Origin of the sequence: Mesorhizobium kowhaii (assembly GCF_003253745.1) — a bacterium.
Lineage (GTDB): Bacteria > Pseudomonadota > Alphaproteobacteria > Rhizobiales > Rhizobiaceae > Mesorhizobium > Mesorhizobium kowhaii.
Genome location: NZ_MZXV01000080.1, coordinates 108,460 through 121,948 on the forward strand (window position 1 = coordinate 108,460; position 13,489 = coordinate 121,948).

The 13,489-nt window shown below is 63.2% G+C and carries 15 protein-coding genes and 1 pseudogene; 7 read left to right on the forward strand and 9 right to left on the reverse strand.

Annotated elements, in window-relative coordinates:
• Positions 1-66: 66 nt before the first annotated feature.
• The 6 genes from B5V02_RS35980 to B5V02_RS36005 all read right to left on the reverse strand — a co-directional run bounded on the left by B5V02_RS35980 (position 67) and on the right by B5V02_RS36005 (position 5,979).
• Positions 67-477 (reverse strand): GtrA family protein, encoded by a 411-nt coding sequence (locus B5V02_RS35980; protein ID WP_111548707.1) that lies wholly within the window; start codon positions 475-477, stop codon positions 67-69.
• On the reverse strand, positions 474-1,295 hold the full coding sequence (locus tag B5V02_RS35985) for a ChbG/HpnK family deacetylase (RefSeq protein ID WP_111548708.1): 822 nt from the start codon (positions 1,293-1,295) through the stop codon (positions 474-476). The genes B5V02_RS35980 and B5V02_RS35985 overlap by 4 nt, the downstream gene beginning before the upstream one ends.
• Positions 1,292-2,281 carry a glycosyltransferase family 2 protein gene (locus B5V02_RS35990; protein ID WP_111548709.1) on the reverse strand — a complete coding sequence of 330 codons (990 nt, stop codon included), beginning with the start codon at positions 2,279-2,281 and terminating at the stop codon, positions 1,292-1,294. The genes B5V02_RS35985 and B5V02_RS35990 overlap by 4 nt, the downstream gene beginning before the upstream one ends.
• A complete protein-coding gene (locus B5V02_RS35995; RefSeq protein WP_111548710.1) occupies positions 2,274-3,437 on the reverse strand; it encodes a glycosyltransferase family 87 protein in 1,164 nt (387 codons plus the stop codon). Before B5V02_RS35995 ends, B5V02_RS35990 begins: the two co-directional genes overlap by 8 nt.
• 208 nt (positions 3,438-3,645) lie before the next feature.
• Positions 3,646-4,683: a zinc-binding dehydrogenase gene (locus tag B5V02_RS36000; RefSeq protein WP_111548711.1), complete on the reverse strand. Its 1,038-nt coding sequence runs from the start codon at positions 4,681-4,683 to the stop codon at positions 3,646-3,648.
• A 54-nt stretch (positions 4,684-4,737) separates the two neighbouring features.
• Complete coding sequence (locus B5V02_RS36005) at positions 4,738-5,979, reverse strand: acyl-CoA dehydrogenase family protein (protein WP_111548712.1); 1,242 nt, start codon at positions 5,977-5,979, stop codon at positions 4,738-4,740.
• A 122-nt stretch (positions 5,980-6,101) separates the two neighbouring features.
• Here B5V02_RS36005 and B5V02_RS36010 point away from each other — a divergent pair, with 122 nt between their 5' ends.
• The 6 genes and pseudogenes from B5V02_RS36010 to B5V02_RS36035 all read left to right on the forward strand — a co-directional run bounded on the left by B5V02_RS36010 (position 6,102) and on the right by B5V02_RS36035 (position 10,441).
• Positions 6,102-6,917, forward strand: coding sequence for an SDR family oxidoreductase (locus B5V02_RS36010; protein WP_111548713.1), 816 nt, complete (start codon positions 6,102-6,104; stop codon positions 6,915-6,917).
• A gap of 36 nt (positions 6,918-6,953) precedes the next feature.
• Positions 6,954-7,439 carry a MaoC family dehydratase gene (locus B5V02_RS36015; protein WP_378922604.1) on the forward strand — a complete coding sequence of 162 codons (486 nt, stop codon included), beginning with the start codon at positions 6,954-6,956 and terminating at the stop codon, positions 7,437-7,439.
• Complete coding sequence (locus B5V02_RS36020) at positions 7,436-8,470, forward strand: phosphotransferase family protein (RefSeq protein WP_111548714.1); 1,035 nt, start codon at positions 7,436-7,438, stop codon at positions 8,468-8,470. The genes B5V02_RS36015 and B5V02_RS36020 overlap by 4 nt, the downstream gene beginning before the upstream one ends.
• Positions 8,470-9,146 (forward strand): annotated as a pseudogene (locus B5V02_RS36025) (SDR family NAD(P)-dependent oxidoreductase). Before B5V02_RS36020 ends, B5V02_RS36025 begins: the two are co-directional and overlap by 1 nt.
• A 185-nt stretch (positions 9,147-9,331) precedes the next feature.
• Positions 9,332-9,976: a TetR/AcrR family transcriptional regulator gene (locus tag B5V02_RS36030; protein WP_111548715.1), complete on the forward strand. Its 645-nt coding sequence runs from the start codon at positions 9,332-9,334 to the stop codon at positions 9,974-9,976.
• A gap of 216 nt (positions 9,977-10,192) precedes the next feature.
• Positions 10,193-10,441 (forward strand): DUF680 domain-containing protein, encoded by a 249-nt coding sequence (locus B5V02_RS36035; protein ID WP_111548716.1) that lies wholly within the window; start codon positions 10,193-10,195, stop codon positions 10,439-10,441.
• A 31-nt stretch (positions 10,442-10,472) separates the two neighbouring features.
• On the opposite strand, the gene B5V02_RS36040 is transcribed toward B5V02_RS36035, so the two are convergent.
• The gene (locus B5V02_RS36040) at positions 10,473-11,390 is read right to left on the reverse strand and encodes an AraC family transcriptional regulator (RefSeq protein ID WP_111548717.1); all 918 of its coding nucleotides are present in this window, start codon (positions 11,388-11,390) and stop codon (positions 10,473-10,475) included.
• A gap of 104 nt (positions 11,391-11,494) precedes the next feature.
• Between B5V02_RS36040 and B5V02_RS36045 the strand changes: the two genes are divergently transcribed.
• Positions 11,495-12,343 carry an SDR family oxidoreductase gene (locus B5V02_RS36045; RefSeq protein ID WP_111548718.1) on the forward strand — a complete coding sequence of 283 codons (849 nt, stop codon included), beginning with the start codon at positions 11,495-11,497 and terminating at the stop codon, positions 12,341-12,343.
• A 12-nt stretch (positions 12,344-12,355) separates the two neighbouring features.
• On the opposite strand, the gene B5V02_RS36050 is transcribed toward B5V02_RS36045, so the two are convergent.
• Together B5V02_RS36050 and B5V02_RS36055 are read right to left on the reverse strand one after the other, a co-directional pair.
• Positions 12,356-13,141: a ThuA domain-containing protein gene (locus tag B5V02_RS36050; RefSeq protein ID WP_111548719.1), complete on the reverse strand. Its 786-nt coding sequence runs from the start codon at positions 13,139-13,141 to the stop codon at positions 12,356-12,358.
• Positions 13,142-13,218: 77 nt separating this feature from the next.
• On the reverse strand, positions 13,219-13,449 hold the full coding sequence (locus tag B5V02_RS36055) for a hypothetical protein (protein WP_111548948.1): 231 nt from the start codon (positions 13,447-13,449) through the stop codon (positions 13,219-13,221).
• Positions 13,450-13,489: the final 40 nt, after the last annotated feature.

A 13,489-nucleotide genomic window follows, 5' to 3' on the forward strand; every position in this document is an offset into this window, starting at 1 on the left:
GAGGAAAAGTGTGCCCCGGTTTTCCGCCCGCGATTTCGTAAAACAGCGCAATTTCGTAAGAATGGCCTATCTCAAAAAGCGGCCTTCGATCGACCAGCGCGCGGCGACGAAATTCAGCACCGCCGCCACCACGACACCGCCGATCTTTGCCGGCCATACTCCAACGGTAGCGGCAAACAGCGCGATCGAAAGGCTGGAGACACCAAGCGAAATCAGCGCCCCGAGCGAGGCGAAACGAAGGAATGCATCACGCAGCCGGATGGCTTGATTGCGCTCGAACGCCCAGAAGCCGTTCGCCACGAACGAAAAGGTGACGGCGATGAACCAGGCAACGATGTTGGCGGGCACCGGCGGCATCTGCAGCTTGAGCAGCAGGAAGAAGCTGGCAAGGTCGATGGCTGTGTTGGCAAGTCCGACAATGGCAAAGCGGACGATCTTGTTGCCGGTCGAACGCCGGGGCTGGTCCGCGCCGCTCATCCCTCGCCGCCCATGATTGCGACACCGGCGCGGGCCAGGCTGGCGCCGAAATCGTCCGATGCCAGGACCGCGAATTCGATCTCGCGCACGCTTTGCATCGGGTCACGCGCGCGCAGCGTCTCGTCGACATGGCCGGGGTGGCACATGAACAGCCCTCGTTCCGGCAATGCCTCGACAGCGGCCTGCAGCACGGAAGCGAACTTTTCGGGTCGCCGCCAGTCATAGATGCCGGCGAGCGGTTCGAAAATGGTGAAGCCGGCATGCTGCATAGACCGGTTGAACCCGGCAGCAAGCGCTGCGATCGCGGCGACTTTCGGCGTCGCAGCGAGCGTGCCAGCCAGCACCGGCGCGCCACGCAACGCAGGCCTGTCGGCTTCCTCATGCAGACGTGAGCGCAGCCATGTGCGCACGACAGGAAGGAAATGCACATGCTGATGCCCGTCGACGAAATCGGGGCGGCGCCCGAGTGCTTCGACGAAGCGGCTGTACTGGGCGTCGAGTTCGGCATGGACATCGCGATCGTCGATGCGGCCGCGCAGAACAGGCAACGCCAGCGAGCGGAGCGGCGGCAGCCGGCCTTCCGGCGCCAGGCTCGACCGGCCGGTGACGGCTGGCTGGTCGGTCAAGGTAAGATGCAGCCCGACCGCGACACGGCCGCACAGAGGCCTTATGCGCTCCGCCTCCAGTGCCCATTCCGGAAAGCCGGTCATGCAGCTGGTGCCGGTCAGGCGCCCGCGATCGAGCAGGTCGAGGATCGCCGCGGAGACGCCTGGCGCCAGGCCGTAGTCGTCGGCGATCAGGCGGATGCGCCGCGTCATGTATCGCGAGCGCCCGGTGCCGGCTTGCCAGGAGCGACGTCGCTACGTACGACATCGCGCACGATATAGACCGGCCGATCCTTGCTCTCGCTGAGCGTGACCCAGACATATTCGCCAATCAGGCCGAGAAGGGTCAGGTTGAGGCCGCCGAGCAGGACGACGGCGACCAGGAGGCTGGGGTAACCGGGAACGGCAATGCCGTAGAAGATCACCTCGAAGAACACCTTGGCGCCGTAGACCGCGCCGGCTAACGCGGCAAGCAGCCCGCTGAGGCTGATCATGCGCAGCGGAATGACGGAAAAGGAGGTGAAACCTTCCAGCGAGAAGGCGATCAGGTTGAGCCGGCTCCATTTCGACGTGCCGCTGGCGCGGCCCTCCGGCGAATAGGGCAACGCCTTCTGGCGGAAGCCGGCCCAGGCAAACAGGCCCTTGTTGAAGCGTCGCTTGTCGCGCAGGCTGGTCAGCGCGCGTGCGACAGTGCCGCGCATGACGCGAAAGTCGCCGGCATTTTCGGGAATGTCGAAACGCTGGCTGCTGTTGATCAGGCTGTAGAAAAGCCGCGCCAGCTGACTGCGTCGCCAACTGGCCTCACGCCGGTCGTTCTGCGCGTAGACGACGTCGATGTCCGGATGTTCCACCAGTTCGGCGATCAGCTTCAGGCTGATGTCCATCGAATGCTGGAGGTCGGCGTCCATGATCAGCACCATGTCGCCGCGCGACTGGTCGAGGCCGGCGAGCACGGCGACTTCCTTGCCGAAATTGCGGCTGAGGCGGACGATCTCCCACGACCCCGACAGCACCTTTGAGAACCGTTGGGCGCCATCGTCGCGGCTGCCGTCGTCGACCAGGATCTTGCGCACGGTCATGCCGAAGCGCTGTGCCACGACCGCCTCCAGCGCGGCAAGCAATTCGGCGAAGGCCGATGCCGATGGCGCTTCGTTGAAGAACGGCGCGACGATATCGAGTGTCGGCCGCGACTCAGCCATTTGCGACCCCTTCATTCACCACCTTTTCCCGAGCCTTGGCCCAGAACCACCAGATTAGGGAACAGGCGATGAAAGCAACCGCGACCGGCCGGAACCAGGGATAGAGGAAATCATGCACGTGTTGCTCGACGCCGCTCAGCCCGGTCGCGAACAGCACCGTCGACAGCACCGAGGCCAGGACACCGCCTCGTTCCTCGCGCCACAACAGGGCGATGGCGAGACCAGCAGGCACGGCGATCATCGCATAGGTGTTGGGCTCGACGCGCGGATTGAAGACGCACATGTAGAAAGCGGCGGTCAGGAAGATCGCCAGCCCTGCCGTTCCCTGCTCGAGCTTGCGATCGAACCAGAGGACGATCGAGAGCGTCAACAGGCCGACCACGAAGCGCACCGCCGTGGCGCCGGATTCCGCGATGGGCATCCCTGCCGTCGCAAAAGGCGCGGTGAAATCGGCGGCAACAAAATGGCTGGTCTTGTCGACCGCCATCGAGGTCAGCATGCTGGCGAAATCACGATACTGATCGTTCAGATAATCGGCTGGCGCGAAAGCATAAGGTATGGCGAGCACGAGCAGCACCGCCAGCACCAGCACCGGTACCAGCCGGGGGCGCAGCCCTCCTGCCAGGAGCAGCATGATGATCGCGGTCGGCTTGGCGATGATGGCAAGCGAAGCCCAGAAGAAGGTCTCGGCGCGCCGCCCTTCAAGCGCCGACAAAGTAAGAAGCCAGCAGGCGCCGGCCAGCAGAATTGTCGATTGGCCGTTGCGGATCGCGCCGAGCGCCATCGGCAGAGCGAGGAAGAGACCGAACGAAAGCAGCCAGGTCAGTTCCTGACCGCCGAGCTTGCGCACCTGCCGCACGGCGGCGAAGGTCAGCACCGCGAAGCCGAGGACATGCCACACCAGGCCGCCCAGATGCGGGCCCAGCTTCAACAGCGGAACATAGAGCGCGGCAAAGGCGGGCGCGTAGAGATACCCCATCTCGGACTGAAGATCGTAGAGCGGCCGGCCAGCCAGAAGGTTCTCGCTGCCATATCTATACGCTAGCAACACTGTACGCGTGTCGGGCGACCACAGGACCATGGCAAGAACGACCAGGAACGCTCCGATCCACAGGCCAAACCCCAAACGATCGAAAACCGGCTTGGAAATCGTCATCAAGTCACCCTACACCCATCCCGGAACGGCCCTTGCCTGGACCGCCCGGCATTCGATGGCGGCGGCATATCACGGACAAAGCGGCGTGGCATAGGGGTCTGAAAGACGCGGATGTCCGCCCGACGCGGCTTGCGGCAGCCGGACACCAGCATTTATTGGCATCGAGAGCCTGTGAATGCTTCGCATTCGAACGTCGGGCACCTTCGTGCTAAGGCCGGATGAACACCTTGCCGTTGGGCCTGGCCAGTTCCGTCGGCACCCGCGCCATTGCCTCGGCGAGCGGAACCACCGCCGTCACATCGGTCGACCAGCGTCCATCGGAAAACCGTTTCTGCGCTTCCAGGATGGCTGGGCCGCGGCGGTCGCGAAACTGGCGCATCCATTCGCTCAGCCAGAAACCCTCGATGTGCTTGTGCTGGAAGATCAGTTGGCCGGGTTCACGGATGATCGTGGCTTCGGGATCGAGCCGCCCATAGATGATCCAGCGCGAACGCTTCGGCATGACGTCGAAAATGGCGGAGGCCAGCGGCCCGGTGACCGCGTCAAGGAAGATGCGCGGCTGTTCGGCCTTGATCACCTCGCGCAACGCCGCCTTGAAATCCGGCGCCTTTTCGTTGAGGACGTGCGCCGCGCCAAGCTCTTTCAGAGCCGCGATCTGATCGTCACGGCGCACGGCGACGATCGGTCGGAAACCCTCGTCCTTGGCCAGGCCGATGATCAGCTTGCAGAGTTGGCTGGCGCCGGCGGTCATGACGAAGGCCTTTTCGTCTTCCTGTTTGACGATGTCGAACATGGCGAGCGCGGTGAGAGGGTTGACGATCATCGCCGCGCCATCCTCGTCACGGACGGTGTCGAGCAGCGGGATGCAGACCACCGCTTCCGCAACGGCATATTCGGCCCATGAGCCCCAGTTGGTGACGCCGGTGGCGAAAGCGACGCGCATGCCGATCAGGCTTTTGGGATAGGGCTCATCGCCACTGGCGACGACGGTGCCGACGCCCTCGAAGCCGGCCGGCTGGCCCTTGGCGCGCGGCTGACCGTACTGGCCCTTGATGAACATGACATCGGACGGATTGATCGAGGCGAGGCTGACCTTGATCAGCACCTGCGTCGGCCCCAGCGTCGGCACCGCGATGCTGCCCGGCTCAAGATAGGGCTCCATCGCTTCCAGCACGCTGCCGGAAGGCGTCCTGGTGTAGCCGTCGCCGACAAGCAGCAGCGCCTTCATTTCGGAGGGGACAGTCATCGGAACACTCCTTGCTTGGACCTGCCGGCGTCACCGGATGACGAATGCCGGCGTTCAGACCTTTTTCTGCGTGTATTTCTTCAGCTCCGTCCGCGCTACCTGACGGCGATGCACGGCGTCCGGTCCGTCGGCAAGGCGCAATGTCCGCAGATGCGTCCACGAACGCGCCAGTGGCGTGTCTTGACTGATGCCTTGCGCGCCGAACATCTGCACCGCCTCGTCGGTGACCTTGAGCGCGACGCGCGGCGCGATCACCTTGATCTGGCTGATCCAGGGGGCTGCGGCGCGTGCATCGCCCTGGTCGATCATCCAAGCCGCCTTGAGGCAGAGCAGCCGCGCCATCTCGATCTCCATGCGGCATTCGGCGATGATGTCGAAATTGGCGCCGAGTTTTGCCAAGGGCTGGCCGAAGGCCTCGCGACGCACGGAACGCTGGCACAGCATCTCCAGCGCCATCTCGGCCTGGCCGATGGCGCGCATGCAGTGATGGATGCGGCCGGGGCCGAGCCGCCCCTGCGCGATCTCGAAACCCCTGCCCTCGCCGAGGATCAGGTTCGATGCGGGCACACGCACATTGTCGAAGCGAAGATGCATGTGGCCATGCGGCGCGTCGTCGTCGCCATAGACTTGCATGGCCCGGACTTTGGTCACGCCCTTTGCGTCGGAAGGCACCAGGATCATCGAATGCCGACGGTGCTGCGGCTCTTCGTCGGCACCGGTCCGGACCATGACGATGTAGATGGCGCAGCGCGGATCGCCGGCGCCGGAAGCCCACCATTTCTCGCCGTTGAGCACATAGTCGCCGCCCTGGCGCTCACAGCGCATTGCAATGTTGGTGGCGTCGGACGAGGCGACATCCGGCTCGGTCATCAGATAGGCCGAGCGGATCTTGCCGTCGAGCAGCGGCTCGAGCCACGCCTTCTTGTGGTCGGCCGAGCCATAGCGTTCCAACACCTCCATGTTGCCGGTGTCGGGCGCCGAGCAGTTGAAGGTCTCGGCGCCGAGATGCGCCTTGCCCATTTCCTCGGCGAGATACGCGTATTCGACCGTGGAAAGGCCGTAGCCGCGCTCCGAGCCGGTCAGCCAGAAGTTCCACAGGCCGCGCTCCCGTGCGGTCTTCTTCAGCCCTTCGAGGATCTCGCTCTGGCGCGCGCTATAGAGCCAGCGGTCACCGGCCTTGCCCACTTCGCCTAGGAATTCCTTGTCGAGCGGCTTGATCTCGTCGCGCACCATGGCCGCGACGCGCGCGTGGATCGGCTTCAGCCGCTCGGTCATGCCGAGATTCATCTCCGTCATCGGTCGCTAACCCTTCATGCACGCCAGGCATTTTACCCGTGGCAAGGATGACCGTACTTCGGATAGCCTTGTCAACGCGAACTGTTTTGCCCGCACACCGAGGCAAGGCGCGGAGGATTGTGATGAGCTATCTGGACGAGCTGTTTTCGGTGGCCGGCAAGACCGCGCTGGTGACCGGAGCGGCGACCGGCATCGGCCGCATGGCGGCAACCGCGCTGGTGAAGGCCGGCGCCAGCGTGATGATCGCGTCGCGCAAGGGTGAGGATTGCATCAAGGTCGCCGGTGAACTGAACGGGCTTGGCGCACCGGGCCGGGCCGATGGCTTCGCTGGCGATGTCTCCAGCGAAGCCGGCATTGCCGCACTCGTCGCCGAGGTCAAGACGCGGACCGACCACCTGAACATCCTGGTCAACAATGCCGGTGTGTCCTGGGGCGCGCCGCTGGAGAGCTTTCCGTATTCCGCCTGGGCGAAAGTGTTCGGCGTCAATGTCACCGCGGTCTTCCATCTGACGCGCGAATTGCTGCCGCTGCTCGATGCCGCCGCCAGCGATGCCGATCCGGCCCGGGTGATCAATCTGGGTTCGGTGATGGGCACGCAGCCGCTTGCCGACGACGCCTATTCCTACACGGCTTCGAAGGCCGCGGTTCATCATCTGACGCGCACGCTGGCGCTGGAGTTCGCCGCCCGCCGCATCACCGTCAACGCCTTCGCTCCCGGCCCCTTCCAGAGCCGCATGACGGCTTTTGCCACCGGCACGCAGGAACAGGCCAGGCATGTCGGCAACCATGTTCCGATCGGCCGTATCGGCGCACCGGATGACATTGCCGGCGCAACGCTCTATTTGTGCAGCCGTGCAGGCAGCTATGTCACCGGCGCCATCCTGCCGATCGACGGCGGACAGTCGGTGCAGCATGGGCTGACCTTGTTCAAAGAATGACATTTTCCGGCCGGAGCCGGGGGTGAACTGGAGGACATCCGCGTGGAACCGATCAGTCTCGATGTACTTCTGGCCAGTGTCGGCAAGGAGGTTGGCGTGTCGCCGTGGCGGGTGGTCACGCAACGCATGATCGACCAGTTCGCCGACGCTACCGACGACCACCAGTTCATCCACTGTGACCCGGAGCGCGCCATGCGCGAGACGCCGTTCGGCGGCACCATCGCACACGGCTTCCTGTCGCTGTCGCTGTTGTCGGCGATGACCTTCGAGACCATGCCGCCGCTGGAAAACGGCAAGATGGGCGTCAACCACGGCTTCGATTCGCTGCGCTTCCTGGCGCCGGTGAAGACCGGCGCGCGCATCCGCACCCGTTTCGTGCTGGCCGACGTCAAGGTCAGGCCGTCGGGCTGGGTGCAGACCGCGCATGATGTGACGATCGAGATCGAAGGCTCCAAGAAACCGGCGCTGACCGCCCGTTGGCTGACGCTGACCTTGATCGAACGCCAGCCCGAGACGGCATGAGCGATCCGAACGTTCTCGACCAGGCAGCGCTTGCGCCCTACCTCGAGGCGAACATATCAGGCTTTTCCGGGCTCCTCTCCATCGAAAAGTTCAAATCCGGCCAATCGAACCCGACCTATCTACTGACGGCGGAAAGCGGCCGCTACGTGCTGCGCGCCAAGCCGCCCGGGCAATTGCTGAAATCGGCGCATCAGGTCGACCGTGAATTCACCGTGATGAGCGCGCTTGCCGGCACCGCCGTGCCGGTGCCCAGGATGCTGCATCTGTCGGCGGAGGACTCGCCGATCGGCCGCATGTTCTACGTCATGGATTTCCTCGACGGCCGCATTTTCTGGGATCCGGCGCTGCCGGAGGCTCGCGACAACGAAGAACGCGCCGCCATCTACGATGCCATGAACGACACGCTCACGGCCCTGCACGATGTCGATGTCGAGGCCGTGGGTCTCGGCGATTTCGGCCGGCCGGGCAATTATTTCGAGCGCCAGCTGGCGCGCTGGGGCAGCCAGTACCGCGCCTCGGAGACCGGCACCGTCGCCGATATGGACCGGCTGATTGCCTGGCTGGAGACACATAGGCCTGCAGATGATGGCCGCGTCTCGCTGGTGCATGGCGACTACCGGCTGGACAATCTGATTTTTGCTCCCGATCGGCCAAAGGTGCTGGCGGTGCTCGACTGGGAATTGTCGACGCTCGGCCACCCCTTCGCCGACATCGCCTATCAATGCATGCAATGGCGCCTGCCGCACGCCTCGGGCTTTCGCGGCCTGGGCGGCGTCGACCGTCGCGCGCTCGGCCTGCCCTCCGAAGACGATTATGTCGCCGCCTATTGCCGGCGGCGCGGGCTGGACAGCATCGGCAACTGGACGTTCTTCCTGGCCTTCTCCTTCTTCCGGCTGGCGGCGATCTGCCAGGGCGTCTTCAAGCGGGCGCTGGACGGCAACGCCTCCAATCCCGAAAAGGCGAAGACCTATGGGGAAGCGGTGAAGCTGCTTTCGCATCTCGCCGCGCAACTGATCGACAAGGAGGCTTGATGGGCCGTTTTGACGGGACAACCGTGCTGATCACCGGTGCGGCCGGCGGGCTTGGCCGGGGTGCGGCGAAAGGCTTTGCCGCCGAAGGTGCAAGGCTAGTGCTGTCGGACATCGACGAAAAGGCGCTGGCCGATCTCGCAGGCATGCTGCAGGCCGAAACGGCGTTCCTGGCCGGCAACATCGCCGACGAAAAACTGTCGGATGATCTGGTCCGGCTGGCGGTCGAAAAATTCGGCCGGCTGGATGTCGCCATGCCGGCATCGTCCAAAGCTTCGTGCGCTTGCCGCAAGTCCCCTCGGATGAGGCTCGCCGCGTGCTGGAGGTCGATCTGCTCGGCGTCTTCTATGCGATGAAGCACCAGATCCCGCAGATGGAGCGGCAGTTCAAGGCGACCGGCAAGGGCGGCGCCATCGTCAACATCGCCTCGGCCGCCGACCTGTCCGGCGCGCCGAAACTTTCGGTCTATGCCGCCGCCAAGCACGGCGTCATCGGTTTGACCCGCTCAGCCGCGGTCGAATACGCCACCAAGGGCCTGCGCATCAACGCCATCTGCCCCGCTCACACGAGGACGGCGATGGTCGACAGCTTCGTGCGCACCTCCGGCGCGCCGGAAGCAGAGGCGTTGGCCGAGCTGACGCGTGGCGTGCCGATGAAGCGGGTGGCGGAAGTCGATTAAATCACCACCGCCATCCTGTTTGCCGCCGACCCGGCAAACTCCTTCATGACCGGCCATGCGCTGGCCGTCGACGGTGGCATCGGCGCGATCTGATGCATGCCGCTTGGGAACCTGTCGCGCCCTTGTCCGTTTTCGTACAGCGTATATAATTTAGCCAGGTACCAACCAACCAAAGGCACGAGATCTTGCCGCCGAGCGTCCAGACACGCCGCGAGAAACAAAGGGCCGAACTGCGCTCCGAACTGGTGGAGGCCGCGCACAAGCTCGTCCAGGAGGAAGGCTATGAAGGCCTGACCATCCGCAAATTGGCTAAGCGGGTCGGCTACGCGCCGATGTCGGTCTATTCCTATTTCGCCGACAAGCAGGACATCCTGTTCGCCTTGGCCGAGGATGCTTTCGAGACGCTTGCCCGCCGCATCGAGGAGCATGCGTCCGACGATCCGATCGAGGCATTGCAGGCGGTCATGACCGAGTATGCCGCCTTTGGGCTCGGCAATCCCAACGAATACCGCACCGTATTCATGACCGAAAAGACCAAACTGCCGGAAGGCAGGAGCTACGAGGACATGGAAGAGAGCAACCCGGCGATGAACGCGCTGATCAGCAGGGTCGAGGCCTGTGTCGCTGCCGGCAAGTTGCAGGGCGACCCGCGCGCCATCGCTACCATGCTGTGGGCGGTCGGCCACGGTACGATCTCGTTGCTGATCACCTTTCCATTCTATCCCTTCGGCGACCCGCAGGCGTTCGTGAAGCGGATGTGCGACTTCACGCTTGCCACGCTGAGCACACAGAATGTGCCGCCGCTGACTGAGACGCCAGTCAACTGCTGAGCGACACTCTTCACAGGCTCTGATCACCACGACCAACGGCCAATTGGAGCGCTCGGCTGTGTAAGAACGCCGCGATTTTCGGCGTTCAATAAAAGTTCAATAAAATTTATCCGTACATGTACGTTTTCTGACTTGAACGTCGGCATCACCGGACGTATATGTACGTCGTATCGTACATGTACAAAAAAATTCAATCGTCGATAACGGAGACTGACGATGAAAAAGACACTCCTGACCCTCGCCGCCGTGCTGGCACTTTCGGGCTCGGCCTTTGCCGCCAGCGCCACCCAGCCGGTCAAGCAGGCACCTGCCGCGACCTGCGTCGACACCAGGACCCATGTGAAGCTCGATTGCGCCTCGACCGGCTCGGTCGAGAAGAAGGGCTCCACGGAAAACACCGCTGAAGGCAAGGGCCCGCGGCTCGGCATCAGCATCAATCCGTGGATTGTGCCGAGCACATTCTGAGACCGGACTAAACACTTCACGAGTAGACGATCTAGCCTCGACTTTGAGCTGCGTATTGGGTCGGCGCGCAGCCGACCTTGCCGCTGAAGGCAGTGCTGAAGGCACTCGCCGATTGATAGCCCACATCGGCAGCGATCTGGCTGAGTGGTTTTTGACTGTGCAGCAGCGCGTCCTTGGCAAGCGCCATGCGCCATGCCAGCAGATATTCCACGGGTGCTGCCCCCACGACGTCGACGAAGCGCCGGGCAAATCGCGAGCGCGACATGCCCGCACTCTTTGCCAGTTCGGCAATCGTCCATGCCCTGCCGACATCCGAATGTATATGCGTCAGCGACCTGGCCAGTTGCGGATCGGCAAGACCGCCAAGCAGGCCTTGTGGCTGTGAGGCGCGCTGCGCACCCTCGCGGCGCAGCGTTTCGATCAGCATCACCTCGATCAGCCGCGACAGGACCATGTCCCTGGCCGGCCTCGCGGCATGCGTTTCGTCGACGATGATCCGCATCAGGCCTCCGAGCCTTTCCCCTACATCCTCCGCCGCACGGATATGCGTGAAGCGCGGCAGCAGGCCGAACAGCAGGTCGGCATTTGCCGGATCGCAGATGATCAGGCCGCCGAGAATGCGCGTCGTCGGGCCACCCTTAACGCCGTTTCCGACCCTGAGTTCGTTATCGACCGTGTTGCGTTCCTTGAACGCGGCATCGGACAGGACGAGCATTGTGCCGGGGCTGCTGACGAAGCACGGCGAAGACGGCTGCGCAGCCAGGAGGTAATCCCCCGTGCACAGCCGCAGCGGTTCTCCGTCATCAGGCTGAAACCAGCATTCACCTTCTGTCACCAGATAGAAGGTGGGATCGCTCTGATATGGCGAGCGGATGCCCCATTCACCGGTTGCGGCAAGGTTGCCGAGCAGGAGTGTCCTTGGACGCAACAGAGCGATGATGTCAGTCAAAGGGTCCAAAATGAGACGATCCGTAATTCAATCGGTACTTTTCATTATAGATCAGGCAGATCGTTTTACCTAGATCACTCACCTAACCCGATGGAGTTATGTGAATGACCAAGACCGTCCTCATTACCGGCTGTTCGTCCGGGCTCGGCAAGACCGCGGCAAGATACTTCGCCGCCCAGGGCTGGAACGTCATCGCGACAATGCGAAAGCCGGACCAAAGTCTCGCCGCCGGCTATGCCGGCCAAATGCTTGTCTTGCCTCTCGACGTCACCGATTCCGCAAGCATCGAGGCCGCGATTGCCGCTGGCGTCGCCCACTTCGGCCGTATCGACGCTGTCGTCAACAATGCCGGCGTCAGTGTCGTCTCGATCTTCGAGGCCACCGCGAAAGAGACGATCCGTGGAGTTTTCGAGACCAATGTCTTCGGCATGATGAATGTCATGCAGGCGGTCATTCCGCATTTGCGCAACCATGGCGGCGGAACGATCATCAACATCAGCTCCGGTGTCGGGCTGGCGGCGGTGCCGCTTCTGGCGCTGTACACCGCAACCAAGCACGCCGTCGAAGGCCTCTCGGAATCGCTGTCCTACGAGCTGGAATCGCAGAACATCCTGGTCAAGCTCGTCGAACCCGGAGCCATGCGCACCACCAGTTTCACGTCCAACACCATGGCGGCGTCACAGGCCGTTTCCGTCCCGGCATCGTACAAGCCCTACTTCGATCACATGATGCAATCGATGATGAACTACCCATTCCCTGATGCCAACGAAGATCAAGTCGTCGTGACGATCTATGCGGCGGCGACCGATCCATCGCACCGCCTGCGCTACCTCGCCGGCCCGGATACGGAGGAAATGGCAAGGCTGCGCTGGTCGACTTCGGAAGACGAATACCTAACCACCATGAACCGCCTGATGGGTCAAACCGCCTGGCGCGACAGGAGGTCCAACTGATCTCAGGCCCCATCATCTCAGGCCCTTGTCACCATCGGCATGCAGGCGCAGCCCTTTCTGGACGATCTTCTCCTTGGCCGCATCCGTCGGCACGTTCGGCGCATTGGTGATGCCCGACCATGCCGGCGCCGGGTTGTGCGCCCAGTGCACGGCGTTGCGCAGCACCTGCTGCACGCCCTCATTGTGATAGATCGGATAGGTTTCGTGGCCGGGCGAAAAGTAGAAGATCCTGCCGGCGCCGCGCTGGTAGGTCAGCCCGGACCGGAACACCTCGCCGCCTTCATACCAGGAGACGAACACCGTCTCGAGCGGCTCCGGCACCGCGAACGGCTCGCCATACATTTCCGTCTCACCGATCTCCAGGCACTCGCCGATGCCTTGCGCGATCGGATGGCCGCGGTTGATCGCCCAGACGCGCTCGCGCTCGCCCGCCTCGCGCCATTTCAGCGAGCAGGGCGTGCCCATCAGCCGCTTGAAAATCTTCGAGTAGTGGCCGGAATGGAGCACGATCAGCCCCATGCCTTCCCACACCCGCTTCTGTACGCGCTCGACAATCTCGTCCTTGACCTCGCCATGGGCGGCATGCCCCCACCACAGCAGGACATCGGTGCTGGCCAGGCGCTTCTCGCTCAAGCCATGCTCGGGCTCCTGCAAGGTGGCGGTGGTCGCCTCGATACCCTTGTCCTGGATGAGCGCCGCGGCAATGGTGCCATGCATGCCCTTGGGATAAAGCTCGCGCACGGCAGCATTGGTCTGCTCGTGGACATTCTCGCCCCAAACGATGGCTTTTGTCGGCATATCTGTCTCCCAAAGCGCTTTAAATAGCATGTCCAATGGGATTGAGAAGGTCCCGATCCAGCCTGGTCCGATGGAAACTATGTCGTGCGCTTCTTGCGGCCGGCCACCGTCTTGGCCTTGCCCGGCTTCGCCGGAGCGCCGGAGATGGACGTTCCGGTTATCGACACCGGATCGCTGGCCGGAAAGGTGTCCTCGAGGCCTTCCTCGAGTTCCTCTTCGGCGCTCGACGCTTCATGTTGCTCATGTTCGAGCGAGCGAACGGCAGGGCTTTTTTTGACCGGCGACTTCGGCGCGGAATTCGACGGCATCGGCATTCTCCCTCGGCGTACGGATGCAGAACGAGCGTGC

Coding starts and splice junctions, on each gene's coding strand:
- B5V02_RS35980 (WP_111548707.1), bottom strand. CDS start 477: ATGAGCGGCGCGGACCAGCCCCGGCGTTCGACCGGCAACAAGATCGTC.
- B5V02_RS35985 (WP_111548708.1), bottom strand. CDS start 1,295: ATGACGCGGCGCATCCGCCTGATCGCCGACGACTACGGCCTGGCGCCA.
- B5V02_RS35990 (WP_111548709.1), bottom strand. CDS start 2,281: ATGGCTGAGTCGCGGCCGACACTCGATATCGTCGCGCCGTTCTTCAAC.
- B5V02_RS35995 (WP_111548710.1), bottom strand. CDS start 3,437: ATGACGATTTCCAAGCCGGTTTTCGATCGTTTGGGGTTTGGCCTGTGG.
- B5V02_RS36000 (WP_111548711.1), bottom strand. CDS start 4,683: ATGACTGTCCCCTCCGAAATGAAGGCGCTGCTGCTTGTCGGCGACGGC.
- B5V02_RS36005 (WP_111548712.1), bottom strand. CDS start 5,979: ATGACGGAGATGAATCTCGGCATGACCGAGCGGCTGAAGCCGATCCAC.
- B5V02_RS36010 (WP_111548713.1), top strand. CDS start 6,102: ATGAGCTATCTGGACGAGCTGTTTTCGGTGGCCGGCAAGACCGCGCTG.
- B5V02_RS36020 (WP_111548714.1), top strand. CDS start 7,436: ATGAGCGATCCGAACGTTCTCGACCAGGCAGCGCTTGCGCCCTACCTC.
- B5V02_RS36035 (WP_111548716.1), top strand. CDS start 10,193: ATGAAAAAGACACTCCTGACCCTCGCCGCCGTGCTGGCACTTTCGGGC.
- B5V02_RS36045 (WP_111548718.1), top strand. CDS start 11,495: ATGACCAAGACCGTCCTCATTACCGGCTGTTCGTCCGGGCTCGGCAAG.
- B5V02_RS36050 (WP_111548719.1), bottom strand. CDS start 13,141: ATGCCGACAAAAGCCATCGTTTGGGGCGAGAATGTCCACGAGCAGACC.
- B5V02_RS36055 (WP_111548948.1), bottom strand. CDS start 13,449: ATGCCGTCGAATTCCGCGCCGAAGTCGCCGGTCAAAAAAAGCCCTGCC.